15 protein-coding genes and 1 pseudogene are annotated in these 16,154 nt (G+C 71.5%); 8 read left to right on the top strand and 8 right to left on the bottom strand.

Annotation, left to right across the window (positions count from 1 at the left end; genetic code table 11):
* Nucleotides 1-772: 772 nt before the first annotated feature.
* Nucleotides 773-1,084, bottom strand: coding sequence for a hypothetical protein (locus FFT21_RS22435; RefSeq protein WP_137815903.1), 312 nt, complete (start codon nt 1,082-1,084; stop codon nt 773-775).
* Nucleotides 1,085-1,900: 816 nt separating this feature from the next.
* On the opposite strand from FFT21_RS22435, the gene FFT21_RS22430 reads away from it, so the two are divergent.
* The 6 genes from FFT21_RS22430 to FFT21_RS22405 all read left to right on the top strand — a co-directional run bounded on the left by FFT21_RS22430 (nt 1,901) and on the right by FFT21_RS22405 (nt 6,091).
* Nucleotides 1,901-2,794, top strand: a complete 894-nt coding sequence (locus tag FFT21_RS22430; RefSeq protein ID WP_137815902.1) for a helix-turn-helix domain-containing protein — start codon at nt 1,901-1,903, stop codon at nt 2,792-2,794.
* A 5-nt stretch (nt 2,795-2,799) separates the two neighbouring features.
* Entirely contained in the window at nt 2,800-3,021 is a 222-nt protein-coding gene (locus tag FFT21_RS22425) for a DUF397 domain-containing protein (protein ID WP_137815901.1), read from the top strand.
* Between the two features lie 107 nt (nt 3,022-3,128).
* Nucleotides 3,129-3,503 carry a hypothetical protein gene (locus tag FFT21_RS22420; RefSeq protein ID WP_137815900.1) on the top strand — a complete coding sequence of 125 codons (375 nt, stop codon included), beginning with the start codon at nt 3,129-3,131 and terminating at the stop codon, nt 3,501-3,503.
* Between the two features lie 163 nt (nt 3,504-3,666).
* Complete coding sequence (locus tag FFT21_RS22415) at nt 3,667-4,401, top strand: DUF5710 domain-containing protein (protein WP_137815899.1); 735 nt, start codon at nt 3,667-3,669, stop codon at nt 4,399-4,401.
* A 72-nt stretch (nt 4,402-4,473) separates the two neighbouring features.
* Nucleotides 4,474-5,004 carry a hypothetical protein gene (locus tag FFT21_RS22410; RefSeq protein WP_137815898.1) on the top strand — a complete coding sequence of 177 codons (531 nt, stop codon included), beginning with the start codon at nt 4,474-4,476 and terminating at the stop codon, nt 5,002-5,004.
* Between the two features lie 133 nt (nt 5,005-5,137).
* Nucleotides 5,138-6,091, top strand: a complete 954-nt coding sequence (locus tag FFT21_RS22405; protein WP_137815897.1) for an acyltransferase domain-containing protein — start codon at nt 5,138-5,140, stop codon at nt 6,089-6,091.
* Nucleotides 6,092-6,113: 22 nt separating this feature from the next.
* Here the strand turns inward: FFT21_RS22405 and FFT21_RS22400 are convergent, their stop codons facing one another.
* Genes FFT21_RS22400 through FFT21_RS22390 form a run of 3 tightly spaced genes read right to left on the bottom strand, consistent with a single transcriptional unit; the run spans nt 6,114 to nt 8,739 of the window.
* Entirely contained in the window at nt 6,114-6,869 is a 756-nt protein-coding gene (locus tag FFT21_RS22400; protein ID WP_137815896.1) for a DUF2637 domain-containing protein, read from the bottom strand.
* Complete coding sequence (locus FFT21_RS22395; RefSeq protein WP_137815895.1) at nt 6,866-7,090, bottom strand: hypothetical protein; 225 nt, start codon at nt 7,088-7,090, stop codon at nt 6,866-6,868. Before FFT21_RS22395 ends, FFT21_RS22400 begins: the two co-directional genes overlap by 4 nt.
* On the bottom strand, nt 7,087-8,739 hold the full coding sequence (locus FFT21_RS22390; RefSeq protein WP_192909690.1) for a sensor histidine kinase: 1,653 nt from the start codon (nt 8,737-8,739) through the stop codon (nt 7,087-7,089). The genes FFT21_RS22395 and FFT21_RS22390 overlap by 4 nt, the downstream gene beginning before the upstream one ends.
* Nucleotides 8,740-9,018: 279 nt before the next feature.
* Between FFT21_RS22390 and FFT21_RS22385 the strand changes: the two genes are divergently transcribed.
* Nucleotides 9,019-10,572, top strand: coding sequence for an acetolactate synthase large subunit (locus FFT21_RS22385; RefSeq protein WP_137815893.1), 1,554 nt, complete (start codon nt 9,019-9,021; stop codon nt 10,570-10,572).
* Between the two features lie 53 nt (nt 10,573-10,625).
* Here the strand turns inward: FFT21_RS22385 and FFT21_RS22380 are convergent, their stop codons facing one another.
* The 3 genes and pseudogenes from FFT21_RS22380 to hrpB all read right to left on the bottom strand — a co-directional run bounded on the left by FFT21_RS22380 (nt 10,626) and on the right by hrpB (nt 15,036).
* On the bottom strand, nt 10,626-11,117 hold the full coding sequence (locus tag FFT21_RS22380; protein ID WP_225978643.1) for a DUF2127 domain-containing protein: 492 nt from the start codon (nt 11,115-11,117) through the stop codon (nt 10,626-10,628).
* A gap of 22 nt (nt 11,118-11,139) precedes the next feature.
* Entirely contained in the window at nt 11,140-12,525 is a 1,386-nt protein-coding gene (locus tag FFT21_RS22375; RefSeq protein ID WP_137815891.1) for a UvrD-helicase domain-containing protein, read from the bottom strand.
* A 262-nt stretch (nt 12,526-12,787) separates the two neighbouring features.
* Nucleotides 12,788-15,036: pseudogene (gene hrpB, locus FFT21_RS22370) on the bottom strand (ATP-dependent helicase HrpB).
* 11 nt (nt 15,037-15,047) lie between these two features.
* On the opposite strand from hrpB, the gene FFT21_RS22365 reads away from it, so the two are divergent.
* A complete protein-coding gene (locus tag FFT21_RS22365; RefSeq protein WP_225978642.1) occupies nt 15,048-15,383 on the top strand; it encodes a GNAT family N-acetyltransferase in 336 nt (111 codons plus the stop codon).
* On the opposite strand, the gene FFT21_RS22360 is transcribed toward FFT21_RS22365, so the two are convergent.
* Nucleotides 15,380-16,102, bottom strand: coding sequence for a VIT1/CCC1 transporter family protein (locus FFT21_RS22360; RefSeq protein WP_137815889.1), 723 nt, complete (start codon nt 16,100-16,102; stop codon nt 15,380-15,382). The genes FFT21_RS22365 and FFT21_RS22360 overlap by 4 nt on opposite strands.
* Between the last annotated feature and the right edge of the window lie 52 nt (nt 16,103-16,154).

Raw genomic sequence — 16,154 nt, 5'->3', positions numbered from 1 at the left:
ATCGCTGGGCGCGGGCACCCCTCGCTCCACAATGAGGTCGCTGCCATCGAGGTCGATACGGTCGCGTGTCACGGTCCGTTGCGGCCCTTCTCGTTCGGATGTCACCTGATCATGACCCAAACGACGAACGCTACAACTACGCAGCACGCGCGCGTGGTCCGTTCCAGTCGCCACCACCCGAATGGACTAGATCAATCGGTCGCTACCCGACCGTGACTCTGGTGGCCTGACAGCTCCGCTGAGGCTGAGGTGTGGCCACTGACAGTAGTTCGGAGCTGGCCCTCCACGTGATCACGAAGGGGCGGTGGGTGCGCGTTCTCGTGCCCGTGCCGTCTGGCCTCGGCCAAACACTCCGCGCAGAACGGGTAGCGGGGCAGTGGTCCGCTCCACGGCAGCGTGGGCACACCGCAGGAGGACCACGGCAGGACAAGGTGACGGAAGCGCAACACGTTGGTCTCGTCGGGAACGTGGTGCAGCAGCTTACGGAACTGTCCTGGTAGCCATACCGCGTCTTGTTCGCTGGTCATGGCGAGGGCCGGTCGTAGATCAGCCAGTAGGCGCATCGCAGTGCGATGAGGACGACCAAGACGATCAGCAAGATCGTTGCCATCGTTGCCTCCGTTCGGGGATGCACGGCCGACGGCGCAGCGTTCGGGGATTCCCGCCACTGGTCGGGGCAATGACGGGAACGCTGCGTCGCCGGGCCGGGCGACTCGGCTCCCACGCCCGGGGGCGCGGAGTCATGTGGAAACCGAGCCAGATCCGGGAAACCTCAGCGAGCAGATCGACAAACCTCGGGCGGGCTTTCGTTGAACAGTGCCCACCGCGCCGCGAGATAGACGCGGCACGGGCATTTCGGCCGTCGTAACGGGCGTTGCCAACGCCGCAGGATGCGCGAGCAGGCGGGGCATTCGCCGCGTTCGTTGGGTTCGTGCTCGGCCATCAACCGGCGCACGGCCTCGACCAGATGTGGCATTTCCGAGCGGGCGACTTCGGTGACGGCGTGGTCATCGCCGTTGGCTGCGATGTTCGCGAGATCGTCAAGCCGCTGCCGCACTGCCTTGTTCAGCTCACTCAGAAACATGGGCCACCCACCACGACTGTTCGGAGCTTCGGGCTGTGGTTGTCGTGGGACTCCCGCACAGCCTCGCGGGCGGCGGCGAGCAGGTCTCGCAGTTGTTCGGCGTCGAGTTCGAACCATTCGCCGGGTGGCGGCTGCACGCCGACCCGTCCGTGACTGAGGGGAAAAACCCCGACGCGCCGTGTGCGGCCCATGACGTCTGTGCAGTGCACCTCGCGGCGTGGGGGTGTGCAGTTCGCGTGTTGCCAAGCTGACATTCGCTTCTCCATTCCTGCGGAGGGAGGTCCCGCACGGCCCAGCGCTGGGAGGTACCGGGTCGTGCGGGACCTCGGCTGGCGCGCGGCAGGTGACCGGGGATCACCGCGACTCACGTGATCTCTCCGGGAAGGGGCCACCTGGTGTTCGCCGCGCACCTGGGGACCACGCGGGGGTGAGAACACCGTCGACTCGGGCGGGCGGAGCCCGTTCTCGCCGCGTGGGGCCAACACCGTGAGGGGGGTATGACGGCCACGGTGTTGGCTGGAGTGGAAACCCGGTGGACAGCGTCAGGTCGGGGTCTGACGCGGCCCACCGGGAGATCGCGAAGCAGATGTACGCCCCACGAAACGGCAACACGCCGGCATTGACCGAAGTCGCTCCCGCAGTGGGGTCCGCTTCCGGGTGCGTCACCCTTGTCGATAGCATGGACGTACATCTTGTACTTCCTCTTCATTGACCATCGGGCACGACCGAGAGTAAATCTGTAAGTACAGACTGTAAATACGTCTTTCTGGGTGAACGTCGTACCGGCTGCCGGGCGGCGACACGGAAGGGACCGGGATGTCAACTCCGTCCGCGACGATCACGATGCAGCAGCGCCAACTGGGCAATGAGCTGCGGAAACTCCGCGACGCCGCCGGGCTCACGCAGGAAGAGGCCGCCGATCATCTGGGCAAGGCGCACAACAAGATCAGCAGGGTGGAGAACGGCAAGGTCAGCATCTCCAAGGCCGAGCTGGAAGCGCTGCTGAACCTGTACAAGGCGTCGGAGAAGGACAAGCTGTGGTGCCGGGAGCTGGCCAAGGGCGCGCGTCGCCGTCGCGGTCGGCCGAATGACGAGACCACCCTCTACCTCGGCCCGAAGTGGTTCCGGGCGTTCCGGGACTTCGAGCAGAGCGCCACGGAAGTGATGATGGTCAGCTCTGAGGTGCTGCCCGGCATCCTGCAAACCGAGGACTACATCAGGGGCATGTTCGCCGGGCGAGGCGACGACCCCAACGGCAAGGCCGTCGAGGACACCGTGCGGGTTCGCCAGGCACGCCAATCGATCTTGACTCGCGAGAACGCGCCGCACTTCTCGTTCGTGCTCAGCGAGTCCGCCCTGCGCCGCCAGATCGGTGGCCACGAGGTCATGGCAGCGCAGATGCAACATCTGGCCGAGCTGGCGTTGCTGTCCAACGTCACGATCCAGGTCATCCCGTTCGATACCCGCTCGTACGTTGATACGGGCTACGACTTCGTGATCTTCCGGTTTGACCAGGACACGAGCACCGACATCGTCTACATCGAGATCTACGGCGATGCGGTCTATCTCGACAAGCCGCCCGAGGCTGTACGCCGCTACACCGACCTCCTCAGCAGGCTCTACGGCATCGCTTTGGGGCCGGTGGAGTCGCGTAACTTCGTCCTCGAACTGGCGAGCCAGTTCGCTGGGAGCAACGCAAGGAAGGACTGAGCCAGATGGTCAACTCCGGCATCGACTGGACCGAAGTTCGGTTCGTCAAGTCGTCCTACAGTGGCACCGACCAAGGCAACTGCGTCGAACTGGGCGTCGCCGCCGACACCGTGGGCGTGCGGGACTCCAAGCTCGGAGCCGCAAGCCCCGTCCTCGAACTCGACAAGACCGCGTTCCAGGCATTCCTTGACCAGGCGAAGACGGGCGGGTTCGACCGACCCGCATGACGCACAACACGCCGTTCGCGACGGGCTGTGACCTTTTCCAGGTCACAGCAGCCCCATCCGCGCGACCCTGGGACGGGAACCGTTGAGGCTGCGAGGGAGACACCCGTATGCCGCTGCGTAAGCGGCCAATCGGCACGCTGCTTGATCTTGTGTTCGGTCAAGCCCGCGTGCCCGGTGGTGGGCCACGGTGGGTCACGATCCCGCCGTGGCCCTACTCCTGCCACGTCTGCGACTCGGGCGGGGACACCATCGCAATGGCCACTCTGAAGCGCACGCGCCTGGGAAAACGGCTGATCGTCTGTGCTCCGTGCGAGTGGCGCCACGACCTCGAAGACGTTGGCCTGTCCACGGACGAGCAACGGCGCGTCGACGCCGCCGTTCGCCAGCATCTCGATGGTCGCAGCGCCGCCGCGACGTGGAACATCCCCAAGCAGAAACTCCAGCTCGTGCAGGGCCGTCAGATCGACTGGCGCAAAACCTGACCGGCCGAGGCCGACAGCGTGGCCGAGCTGCTGCGCAGCACGCTCACTTGGTGCTTTCGGGTGAAGCGAAGTTGATCGCACCCCAATGTTGTCGATCTAGGCCACCATCCTCGGCGGAAGCGGTAACCCGATCGAGAAGCCGGTGCTGGAGGGATGGGGCGACGTGGCGGATCGGATCTGGCTGGATGTGCCCTTCAGTGAGAAGGACGAGGCCAAAGCCGCTGGTGCGCGGTGGGACCCGCAGGCCAAGCGGTGGTACGCGCCGCGTCCGGGCATGGAGGCGTTACAGCCGTGGGCCGCACGACCGGAAGTACCTGATCTGTTGCCCGGAGAAGATCGCACGTTCGGCTCCGGGCTGTTCGTTGATCTCGTGCCCAGCTCGTGCTGGTTCACCAACGTCCGCTCCTGCATCGCCGAGCGGGACTGGGAACGGCTGCGGCGGATGCTGCTGCGCCGCGCCGGTTACCGCTGCGAGATCTGCGAGCGGGATGAGGACCGGGAGATCAAGCGGTGGTTGGAAGCCCACGAACGCTGGTCCTACGACGAGGCAACATCGACCCAGGCGCTGCGACGGTTGATCTGCCTGTGCAGTGATTGCCACCGCACCACGCACTTCGGGCTGGCCCAGGTGCGTGGCCAGGCTGACGCCGCGTTCGAGCACCTGCGCGCGGTCACCGGCATGAGCGTCGACCAGGCCAAGGCCCACGTCCGTGATGCGTTCGCGCTGTGGGAGCGGCGTTCGGCCCGCGCGTGGACGTTGGATCTGTCCCTGCTCACCGACGCGGGCATCACCCTGGCCGAGCCCCCACAAGCGCACCAGCGCGGAAGGATCGCGGAGACCGAGTTGTCCCGCGCGCAAGCAAAAGATCAGCAGTGGCGATCGCGAACGCGGCGGTAGCAGCGCGTGCCCGAATCGTCGGCTGACATCCTGCATGATCAGCGACACCGCCGCAGACGAGGAGATGGTCCTGTGTCGATGACCGAACGCGCCCGGGAGGCACTACGCAATCTCGGCAGCGATCCCAACGTGGTCGCACGTCACCTTGAGATCGAAGACTGGCCAGAGGAGGCGCGGGACGATCTCGAAGTCGCTGGGCTGCTGAGCGTGCTGTATCGAGAGACCGGCCGTTTGCTGGCCCAGGTCACGGAGAAGACGACGCACTGCGACTACATCGCCATGCCCGACACGATCGAACTGGCCGACGAAGACCCCCACGTCGCCGCCCGCTGGGAGGCAGCGTGGGTCGAGGCACGCCTTGCTGAACTCGCCTTCGACGAACAGGCGGACCAATGGTTGAGCGGATACGCCGCTGCTGAGCAAGCCGTCACCGCCGCAACGAAACTCCTTGACCTGGTGAAAGCCGGACCAGTCCCGGCCCACACCGACCCGCGCTCACCCCGTTGGGACGACGTTACCGACGCCCTGCAACGTGCTCAGCGCCTGGTCGAGGAAGCACGAGCAGGCAAGACCCACACGACCACACCCGTCGAGGAGTCTTAGCCATATCCCAACCGACGGCTAACGACGCAGACCCACGATCTCTGCGCGCCAAGGCGGATCCATCATTGGTCGTATCCTGCCAAAACTGGCCGGGAGGCGTTCTATGCGGCGGCCTGCGCTCGACGCTGCGTCGGTGAAAGACGGTCTCGGGCTGTCTGACGACTTTGATGCCCTGTTGGATGAGCTATCCGCTCTGGACCCCGAGCCCGGCGCGGTACGTCCGTTGGATGCGGTCGACGCGGCTGGCCTCCTGGCACGGCTGAAGGTCGCGCCCGTTGATGCCGCCGAAGCGGTCGCCGCGCTGCCACATCCTGACGCGCACCCGGAGCTGCGGTGGCTGCTGCAACGGTGCCGCCACCGGCTCGCTGCGGACATGGGCGGAACCGAGTTTCCAACTCCCTGGCCGCAGCTTCCCAGCGAGCTTGGTCCGCTCGGCCGGTACTTTTACCTTGCTGTCTTGTTGGCGACTTTGCCGGAGACGCGACGTTTCCACGCCGCTCATGGCATACCGGACACGATTTCCTGGGCCTCCCTGGGTGATCTCGGTGAGAAGGTCGGGCTGCACCGCCGCTTCTTCGACATCGGCGGCTTCGACCGTCAGGACTGGTTCACACTGCACTTCCGGGGCGTGCTCTACGCGCTCGGACGGCTCCAGTTCAACCTGACCGCGATCCCTGCGAACTTCGCCGACCTGACGCCCGGCACTCCGGCACTGGGCCTACACGTCCCAGAAACCGGCGGCCCGATCACGCCGAAGGCGTGCGAGGAGTCGCTGCGCATGGCACCGGCGTTTTTCGCCCGCCACTTTGAGGTCGACTGCCGCATCGCGACCTGCACTTCGTGGCTGTTGGACCCGCAGCTCGCCGACTACCTGCCCGACGACTCCAACATCATCCAATTCCAGCGGCATTTCCACCTCCTGCCCGAAATCGAGCACGGCGACCCCGACATCCTGGGGTTCGTCTTCCGCCGCATCAGCCCGGAGCTGGAGACGTTGCCGCAGGACACGACGCTGCAACGCGCCGTCGTCGCCCACCTGCAAGCGGGTCGACATTGGCATGTCCGATCCGGCTGGATCGAGCTGTAACCAGCCGGATCGGACGGCTCGCTCACGAAGCGGTCGCAGCATCGGCCGAGGCCGCCCGAAGCAACGGCTGGCCCGGCCGTTCCTGGCCTGAAATCCAGCCGCGCTTGCGCCACCTACGCAGGACGCGGCGGCCGTAATTGTTCGTTCCGGCGATCCGGTCCAACTCCGCCCCGGTTGGTGTGCGGCCCTTGGTCCGCTCGGTCTGGTAGTAGGCCCACATCCGTTGCTCGGCGGTCGGCTCCGCCTGCTCCTGCCTGGACTGGCCCGAGACCAGCGAGAGCGTCACCGGCCGCTCGGTCTCGTCGCCGGTCTCGCGGGTCTCGGTGGTCTCGTTTCGGGTCTCGTTGGTGGTCTCGGCGTGGCGGCGCTTGAGCGCGCGGTTTAGCAGCTCGACCGAGAGCAGCAACGCCAGCGGCGGGCAGGCGGCCACCGCGATCGCCAGCACGCTCAACTGGGGCGCGGCGGCTACGTTGGCGCAGAGCGAGAGGGAGACCCCGAACAGGAAGGACAGCCACGCCGACCACTGACCGCCGCCGTGTCTGCGTGCGCGGTGTCCGGTCTTCCACAGCTCCACCGTGGCGGTCATCAACATGCCGTCCACGATCAGCGGCCAGATCGCCGCTGTGATCTCGTCCGCGCCGAACCGCAACGCGAACTCCCGGCCGTGGCGATACGAGGCATAGGCAGCGCCGAGCGCAACCAACGCGGTGCAAGCGCACTGCAACCACAGCGCCCGATCCCCCCGAGGAGTCTGGGCGTTCGACTCGGTGGCGGTCATCGGCGACCACCACCCGCACGGCGACCCATCGTCATCGGATCGACTCCGGCCAGCTCCGCGCAATGGTCGACGCAGGCGAACACCTGCGAGCCGGTCATCGACCGGCCAACCGGAACGGACACGGAGCCAGGGATGCGCAGGTAGTCGAGTCCGCAGATGATGCAGGCCAGCCCATCGGCCTGGGTTGCGGTCAGCCCGGTGATGACTTCTTCGCGGTTCACTGGGCACCACCGCCCGAGAACACGCGACGGGTACCCACCGGCTTGATCTTGATCTCAGGACCTTCCGCCGTGAGGGTGTTCGTGTTCTGTAGCGTTAGGCCCACCACCGGGGGCGGGTGCTCGCGACGAGCACCCGCCCCCTCGCCTTTCCCGGCCCCTGGCAGTGCGGATCGGGCGTGCCCGCCCCCGGCCGTGCCCGCGACGAGCCCGGTCCATGGGTCACCGGCTCCAGTAGCGGCCGGCTGCCGCGCCCGGGACAGCGGCCCGCGCCAAGCGGCGGTTAATCCGGTGCGGGGCACGGGGATGCGCCAGTCGATGGTGGTGCCGGTGTCCGGGACGGTGCTGACGGCGAGCGTGCCGCCGAGGCGTTCGGCGCGCTGCCGGGCGCTGGCGAGCGTGCGCTCGGCGCCGGAGGGCTGGCTGGGGATCACCGGGCCGTGCTCGGTCACCCGCAGCAGCACCGCGCGGTCGTCGACCTCGAGGCTGACCTCCACCCGGTCGGGGCGGGTGTTGGCGGCCAGGTTGTCCAGGGTCTCCCGCAGCGCGGGCACCAGTTCCTCGGCGACCTCGTCGGTCACGGCCTCGTCGATCGTGCCGCCGAACTGGACTCTCGGCGCGAAGCCGAGGGCGCGCTCGCTGTCGGCCACGACCTCCAGCACGCGCTGGCGGACACCGCCGTGGCGTGGTTCCCGCGGGGCGAGCCCGGAGATCACCGAGCGGATCTCCTGGATCGTCCGGTCGATGTCGTCAATGGTCGCGGACAGCGCGGCCGCTGTGGGCGGGTACCGGTCGGCGAGCGACTGCAGGGACAACTCCATGGCGAACAGTCGCTGGACGACCCGCCGGTGCAGGCCCTCGGCGATCCGCTGTCCCTCCTCGTAGCGGGCGAACTGCTGCTGGCTCACCGCGACCTGCCGGGTCTGCTTCAGGATGCGTGCCCGCATCGTCTCCACGGCGTCCGCGACGAGGACGAGATCCGGCGGCCCGACCGGCTCGACCGGCCGGTCCAGGTCGCCCCGGGCCACCGCGCGCACCTGCCTGGTCAGCGTGTCCAGCGGCCTGGTCAGCGACCTGCGCAGCACGAACACCGTGGCGCCGGCGACGACGACGGCGAAGAGCAGCACGCCGATCCAGAGCCAGTTCGCGGCGAGCCGGTCCGCGTCGACCTGCGCGATCCGGTCCGCGGTGAGCTGGTCCACACGGGCGTCCAGGGCGGTCAGCCTGGTCCGCAGCGCGTCGTAGTCGCGCCGGTTCGTGACCGGATCGGGCAGTCTGGCGCCGGGGGAACTCAGCCGCGCGGTGATGTTGGGCTCGACGAACCGCGCGCGCCAGGCGGCTGCCGTCGCCTCCACCTCGTCGAGCAGCCGGGCCACGGTCGGATCGGCACCCACCTGGCCGCGCAACCGCCGGGTGTACTCGGCGGCGTCGGCCTGGCTGGCCAGGTACGCCCGCCGGAACGCCGGGTCGCCGCTGATCAAGAAGATCCACACGTTGCTGTTCTGGTCGACGTACGACCTGGTCAGGGCGCTGACCGACGTCTGGGCGGGTTGCTCGACCGTGGTTAGGTGGCCCACCGCCGCGTCGATCCGCGCGCGGACCAGCAGGGTGCCGAGAACGATGATCAGGAGGAGAACGAACAGCCCTCCCACCAACAGTTGCACCCTGTTCCGCAGGGACAGCCGCCGCCACACGCACGACAGTATTGCCGTTACGCGTGGTCTCGGCACTTCTGCGCGGTATCGGTGATATGTCCTGTTCGCTGGTGGGGGAGCCGGATACTTTTGCGCGCCGGTGAATCCGGAGAGGATCGAGCCGTCACACCCGCATCGACGCCAGCCGCCCGCGCGGGCGGCGTCCTCGGCGGCGGTCCCGCTGGGACGACGCCGAACCGACCCGAACCACCACCACCGGCGGGAGAACCGACCAGCATGAACGGTGCCCAGGCCCTCATCCGCACGCTCGTCGACGGCGGCGTGGACGTCTGCTTCGCCAACCCCGGCACGTCCGAGATGCATTTCGTGGCCGCACTGGACGCGGTGCCGGAGATGCGCGGGGTGCTCGCGCTGTTCGAGGGCGTGGTGACCGGTGCGGCCGACGGCTACGCCCGCATGGCCGGCCGGCCCGCGGCCACCCTGCTGCACCTCGGTCCCGGGCTCGGCAACGGGCTGGCCAACCTGCACAATGCCCGCCGCGCCGCCACGCCGATGGTGAACGTGGTCGGTGACCACGCCACGTATCACAAACGTTACGACGCGCCGCTGGAGTCCGACATCGACGCGGTGGCCGGGTCGGTGTCCGGCTGGGTGCGCCGCAGCACCAGCACGGCCGACGTCGGGGCGGACGCCGCGGCCGCGATCGCCGCTGCGCGACGCCCGCCGGGGCAGGTGGCCACGCTGATCCTGCCCGCCGACGTGTCCTGGTCACCCGGTGGCGAGCCGGGCCGGCCGGTGGCCCCGGAGCCGCCGGCCCCGGTGGCCGACGAGGTGGTGCGGGCCGTGGCCGAGGCGCTGCGCTCCGGTGAGCCGAGCGTGCTGCTCGTCGGCGGGGCCGCGACCCGGGAGCAGGCGCTGCTCGCCGCCGGCAGGATCGCCGAGGGGACCGGGGCGAGGCTGCTCTGCGAGACCTTCCCGGCGCGGCTGGAGCGGGGTGCCGGGCTGCCGCCGGTGGAGCGGTTGGGCTACCTCGCCGAGCAGGCCACCGCCCAGCTCGACGGGGCCAGGCACCTGGTTCTCGCCGGGGCCCGCTCGCCGGTATCGTTCTTCGCCTATCCCGACCGGCCCAGCGACCTGGTGCCGGAAGGGTGCCAGGTGCACGTGCTGGCCGCCGCTGGGGACGACGTGGTGGCCGCGCTGGAGCAGCTCGCCGACCTGGTCGCCGGCGACGCGCGGCCGGAACGGCAGCCGGTGCGCCGGCCCGACCTGCCCACCGGCGACCTGACCGTGCAGAGCCTGGCGGACGCGGTCGGCGCGCTGCTGCCGGAGGGCGCGATCGTCGCGGACGAGGCGAACACCTCGGGTCTGCTGCTGCCGGTGAGCACCGCGGGCGCGCCGCGGCACGACTGGCTCACCCTGACCGGCGGGGCGATCGGCCAGGGCATGCCGCTGGCCGCCGGCGCCGCGATCGCCTGCCCGGACCGGCCGGTGGTCTGCCTGGAGGCGGACGGCAGCGCCATGTACACCCCGTCGGCGCTGTGGACCCAGGCCCGCGAGGGGCTGGACGTCACCACCGTGGTGCTCAGCAACCGCGCCTACGCGATCCTGCGGCTGGAGTTGCAGCGGGTGGGCGCCGAGGCCGGCGGGCCCAGGGCGGCGGACCTGCTCGACCTGTCCCGCCCCGACCTGGACTTCGTCGCGCTGGCTAGCGGGATGGGCGTGCCGGCCAGCCGGGTCACCACCGCCGAGCAGTTCGCCAAGGAGTTCGAGCGGGCGCTCGCCGAACCGGGGCCGCACCTGATCGAGGCCGTGGTGCCGCCGCTGGTCTGACGGTCTGTTCCGGCACCGCGATGCGGGTTCGCGGCACCGGCACGGCCGGCCAGCTATGTGGCGCGCTCCCGGCGAAGCTGCAGGTACTCCCGGATGACCAGCACGATGATCGCCACGTCGAGGGCGGCGAAGAACGGCAGCGCGATCGAGTGGGTGTGCACGGCGCGGATCACCTCGTAGACCACGAACGCGGCCAGCACCAGCACCGCGACCGGGTACGCCGGCATGATCTTGCGCCACAGCGCGGTCACCAGCCCCAGCTTGATGATCCCGTGCAGCAGCAGGTAGAAGATGGCGAACCAGCGGGTGCTGCCGCCAGCGAAGTGGCCGGCGGCCTGAAGCAGGTGCGCGGCCAGCGTCCCGCTCGGGTCACCGAGCAGGTCGCGGGTGATCACCGCGTGGGCCAGGCTGAGCACCAGCGCCGGCGGGATGAACAGCAACACGATCGCGGCCACGAGCTGCACGCCGCCGTCGATGCCCTTGATCGCCACGGCGATCCGGAACAGCCGCTCGGTCGTGGTGGCCTGCCGGGTGGAGGTCGTCACCGTTCCAGGATGCCCGCTCGGCTCACGGTTCGATGTGCGGATCGACCAGACCGAACCAGACATGTTCCCGCGCCCTGGTCACCGCGACCAGCCGCTGGCGTTCCACCAGTTCGGCCCGTTCCCGGGCGGCGGGGGAGTCGGCGGCTTCGCGCAGCGGCAGCCGGGGCACCAGTGCGGCGCGGAACTCCAGGCCCTTCGCCTGCTGCACGGTGCCCAGCTTGAGCAGCGGCGACGGTCGGCCGTCGTAGTCGGCCAGCCAGTGCACCTCGATCCCGGCGCGGCCAAGGGTGTGCGCGTACCGCTCGGCCTCGCCCCGGGTGAACGCGATCACCGCCGCGTCCCCCGGCGGCACGGGTAACGCGCGGACCGCCTGGACCAGGGCGTCCGGTAGCTCGCCGTCGATCCCGCGCCAGGTGTGCACGCTGCCGTGCTCGTGTCGCCAGTCGATCTCGCCCAGGGTGACGGTGGCGGTGCCGTCGATGTCGTCCACCTGGTTCACCGCGTCCATCCGGCCGGCCAGCGCCAGTACCCGCGCGGCGTTGCGGTGGTTCACCCGCAGCAACTCGCTGCGACCGCGTACCGGGACGCCAGCGTCGGAGAGCCGCCAACCACCCGGGTAGACCTGCTGCTGGCCGTCACCGACCAGCAGCAGCCCGTTCGGCCCCGCACCGGCCAGCCGCTCGGCCAGCCGCACCGCGAGCAGCGGCATGTCCTGCACCTCGTCCACCACGACCGAGGCGTACGGCGGGGCCAGCGGCCTGCGGTCCAGCTCCTCCAGCGCCGCGGAGAGCACGTCGTTGTGGTCGACCAGCCCGCCGCCGGCCAGCGCGCGCTGGTAGGCGAGGTACAGCAGCCACACCCGGTCGCGGTCGGCGCGGCCCAGCCGCACCCGCCGCCCGGTGCGGATGACCTCGGCGTACTCGCCCGGCGTGGTCACGCCGCGCCCCTTGATCACCCGGTCGATCTCGGTGCGCCAGTAGTCCGGGTTGGGCTCCAGCGCGGCCAGCGGGCCCCGGCTGCCCACCTCGAACCACGCGGCGAGGAAGGCCCGGTCGACCAGGTCCGCCCGCACCCGCAGCGGCCGGCCACGCCGGGCGAGGAACGCGCCGGCCCACGCGTGCAGGTCGACGAACTCGACCCGGTCGGCGTGCTCGGGCGCGAGCCCGGTGAAGGCGGTCCTGGCCACCCGCGCCAGGCCGCGGGCGAGCGTGGTGTACAGCAGCGGGCCACGGCCCTGCGCGGCCAGCCGGGCCAGCCGGTGCAGGGCGACCACGGTCTTGCCGGTCCCGGCCGGGCCGCCGATCTTGGCGGGGCCGGTGTAGTCGCGCTCCACCACGGCCCGCTGCGCGGTGTCGAGTTCGGCCGGCGCCGGTCCGAAGCGGCGACCGGATGGCTCCCCGTGCGGCATGGCGACCCCCTTGTGCGACAACGGTGCCGGTTGACCGTCGCGGGCAATCGGCGGCGGTGCCGGCGCGGGCACCTGCCGATCCGAAGTTGCGCCGGCGGACCCTCACCTCCCGACGCTAGGCGGGACCACCGGCAGAAGGACGGGAATGTGAATTGATCACCCGTACGCCGCAGTCCTTGTGGTCTGTACCAATAGGTTGAGAAAGGGTTTCGGAAGCGGCGCGTCGCTCCCCGCGGGGACGGAGCGCGCCTGTGAAACACGGCTAGCGGCGGGTGGGCGTGGCCGCGGTGGGGTCATCCGGCCAGGCGTGCCTCGGGTACCGGCCACGTAGCTGGGCGCGCACCTCGGGGTAGCCGGTGCGCCAGAAGGAGGCCAGGTCGGTGGTCACCGCGACCGGGCGGCCGGCCGGGGATAGCAGGTGCAGCCGCACCGGCACCCGACCGCCGGCCAGCCGCGGCGTGTCGCTCCAGCCGAACGCCTCCTGCACCCGCACCGGCAACACCGGGTCATCCGCGGAGTAGTCCACCCGCAGGCGGGAGCCGGAGGGCACCGGCAGGCGGTCCGGGGCCAACTCGTCCAGCCGCGCCGCGTCCGGCCAGGGCAGCAGCCGGCGCAGCGCGGCACCGGCGTCGAGGCGTTCCAGATCGGCCCGTCGCCGGGCGGTGGCCAGCTCCGGCCCCAACCAGATGTCCACATCGGACAGCAGCGACGCGTCGTCCACCGCCGGCCAGGGCGGGCCGAGAACGCGGTGCAGGAAGGCCAACCGCTCGCGCAGCCGGCGGCCTTCGGTGTCCCAGCGCAGCAGCCCGGGCCCGGCGGCGCGCAGGCCGGCGATCAGGGCGTCGCGCAGCGCGGCCGGGTCCGGGTCGGCCAGCGGCCGCTCGGCGAGCACGATCGCACCCAGCCGGTGCACCCGCCGCGCCCGCACGTCGCCGTCGGCCCACGCCACCTCGTCCGCCGTGGCCAGCAGCGCCGGCGCCGCCCGGGTGGCGAGATCCTCGCCAGCCCGGGCGGCCAGCCGGATCCGGCCGTGCGCCCGGCCCGGTTCCCGGTCGGCCACGGCGACGGCGAGCCATTCGGCGTCGGCCAGGCCACGGCCCGGCGGCAGTTCGACGGCGGTGCCGCCGGCCATCAGGTACACCGCCGTGCCGGCGGAGCGGCGCCGGGCCAACCGCTCCGGGTAGGCCAGCGCCACCACCGTCGCCGGATCGTCGTGCGCACGGCGCGGCGGCGCCGTCCCGCCGGTGCCGGCGGGCTCGAGCGGCCCGGCCGACCGGCCGGTTCCCGCGTCGGCGGCGTTCCGTGGCGCGCCCTTCGCGGGCGCGGGGCGGTTCGGCGGCGCGGCGGCCACGAGGGTCGCCAGCCGGCGTGCCTCGCGGCGCCACCGGGCCGCCCCGGGCGCGTCGCCCGCGCGCAGGCGGCGCAGCGCGGCGGCCAGGTCGACACCGGCGGCCAGGCCGTCGTCGTCCAGCAGCGCCACCACCTCGGCCGCGGCCGCCGCACCCACCTCGGCGGCGCCGTCCAGCAGCGCCCTGGCCAGCCGGGGGTGCAGCCCGAGCCCGGCCATCCGGCGGCCCCGCTCGGTCACCCCGCCGTCCCCGCGCAGCGCGCCCAGCGCGGCCAGCACCTCCCGCCCGGCCGCCAGCGCCCCGGCCGGCGGGGGATCCCACCAGGTCAGCGCGGCCCCGTCCGGGGTGCCCCAGCAGGCCAGCTCCAGCGCGAGCCGGGTCAGGTCGGCGGCGCGGATCTCCGGCTCCGGGTATGCCGGCAGCGTGCCGTGCTCGTGCTCCGGCCAGCACCGGTAGACCCGGCCCGGCCCCTCCCGCCCGGCTCGGCCGGCGCGCTGATCGGCGACCGCGGCGGACACCCGGACCGTGGCCAGGCCGGCCAGCCCCCGGCGGTGGTCGGTGCGTGGCACCCGGGCCAGCCCGGCGTCGACCACCGCCCGCACGCCGGGCACGGTGAGGCTGGACTCGGCGACCGCGGTGGCCAGCACCACCCGACGCCGCGGTCCCGGGCGCAGCGCGGCGTCCTGCGCGGCCGCCGGCAGCCGGCCGTGCAGCGGCAGCACGTCCACGCCGTCGGTGCCGGTCAGCCGCTCGGCCACCCGGTTGATCTCCGCCGCACCGGGCAGGAACACCAGCACGTCGCCGTCTCCATCGGCGAGAGCCCGCCGGGCGGCCCGCGCGGCGCACGTCTCGATCCGCTCGCCGCGCGCCGGCGGCAGGTGCCGCACGTCGACGGGGAAGCTGGGCGCGGTGGCCCGCACCACCGGCGCCGACCCGAGCAGCGCAGCAAGCCGCTCCGCGGCCACCGTCGCCGAGGTGGCCAGCAGCCGCAGGTCCGGCCGCAGCCCGGCGCGCGCCCCGGGAACGCGCCGGCCAGGGCCAGCGGCACCAGCGTGGTCTTCCCGGTGCCCGGCGGTGCCACCAGTACCGCGTCGCCGCGCTCGGACAACGCGGCCACCACGTCGTCCAGCACCGCGCGGACCGGCAGATCGGGCAGCTCCACGAGGACCCAGTGTGCCGGCCGTGCCAGGCCGGCCGGTGTGGTGGACCCGCTGCGCGACCCGGACGACCCGGAACTGCTCGACCCGCACCGGGCCAGGGACCTTCGTCGAGCGGGGCGTGGGGCTGCTGGACCACGTCGTGGTGCGGCCGTCCCGGCGCCGCCGGGGTGTCGGCACGGCCCTGGTGCGGCGCGCCCTGGTGGCCGCTCTCCGCCAGTCCGGCGCGCTGCTGGTCACCGGGCATGTGGAGGAGGGCGGCGCGGCCGAGCGGTTCGCCGAGGCGTGCGGCTTTCAGGCCGCCTACCCGGTCACCGGCTACGTGCGGCGCGTCGACGAGCTGCTGCCCTAGCCACCGACCGCCGCCCCGATGAGGTGGCCGACCAGGTAGGTGGCGCCCGCCGCGACCGCCCCGAACGCGAGCTGCCGCAGGCCGTTCCGCCACCAGCTCCGGGTGGTGTACCTGGCGACCAGCACCCCGGCGACGAACAGCCCGGCGCCGCCGACGGCCAGCCCCGCCCACAGCAGCCGCAGCCCGAGCAGGAACGGCAGGATCGGCACCAGGGCGCCGAGCGAGAACGCGAGGAACGAGGACAGGCCCGCCGTCACCGGCGACGGCTGCTCGTCGGGGTCGACGCCGAGTTCCTGACTGACGTGTACCCGCACGGCCAGCTCCGGGTCGGCGTGCACCTCGGCGGCGGCCCGCTGCGCCGTCTCCCGGGACAGCCCCATCGCCGCGTACATGTCGGCCAGCTCGGCCTGCTCGGCGTCCGGGTTGCGCTCCAGCTCGGCCCGCTCCACGGCGACCTCGGCGCGGACCGCGTTGTTCTGCGTCTCCACCGAGGCGTACTCGCCGAGCGCCATCGAGAACGCCCCGGCGACCAGCCCCGCGATGCCGGACAGCACGATCACGTGCGCACCGGCCCCACCGCCACCGACGCCCGCCACCAGTGCGATGTTCGTCACCAGGCCGTCCATCGCGCCGAACACCGTGGGCCGCAGCCACCCGCCCGACACGTCGTTGTGGGTGTGCCCGACCTCGGTCGCCCCGACCTTCGTCGCCTCGCTCATCCGGCCGAGAGTACGGGGTCCATCGTGGACTAAGGACAGCCTTGCGTAGCCT

Origin of the sequence: Gandjariella thermophila, from assembly GCF_005405885.1 — a bacterium.
Taxonomy (GTDB): domain Bacteria; phylum Actinomycetota; class Actinomycetes; order Mycobacteriales; family Pseudonocardiaceae; genus Gandjariella; species Gandjariella thermophila.
This window is presented reverse-complemented; position numbering and strand designations above follow the sequence as displayed.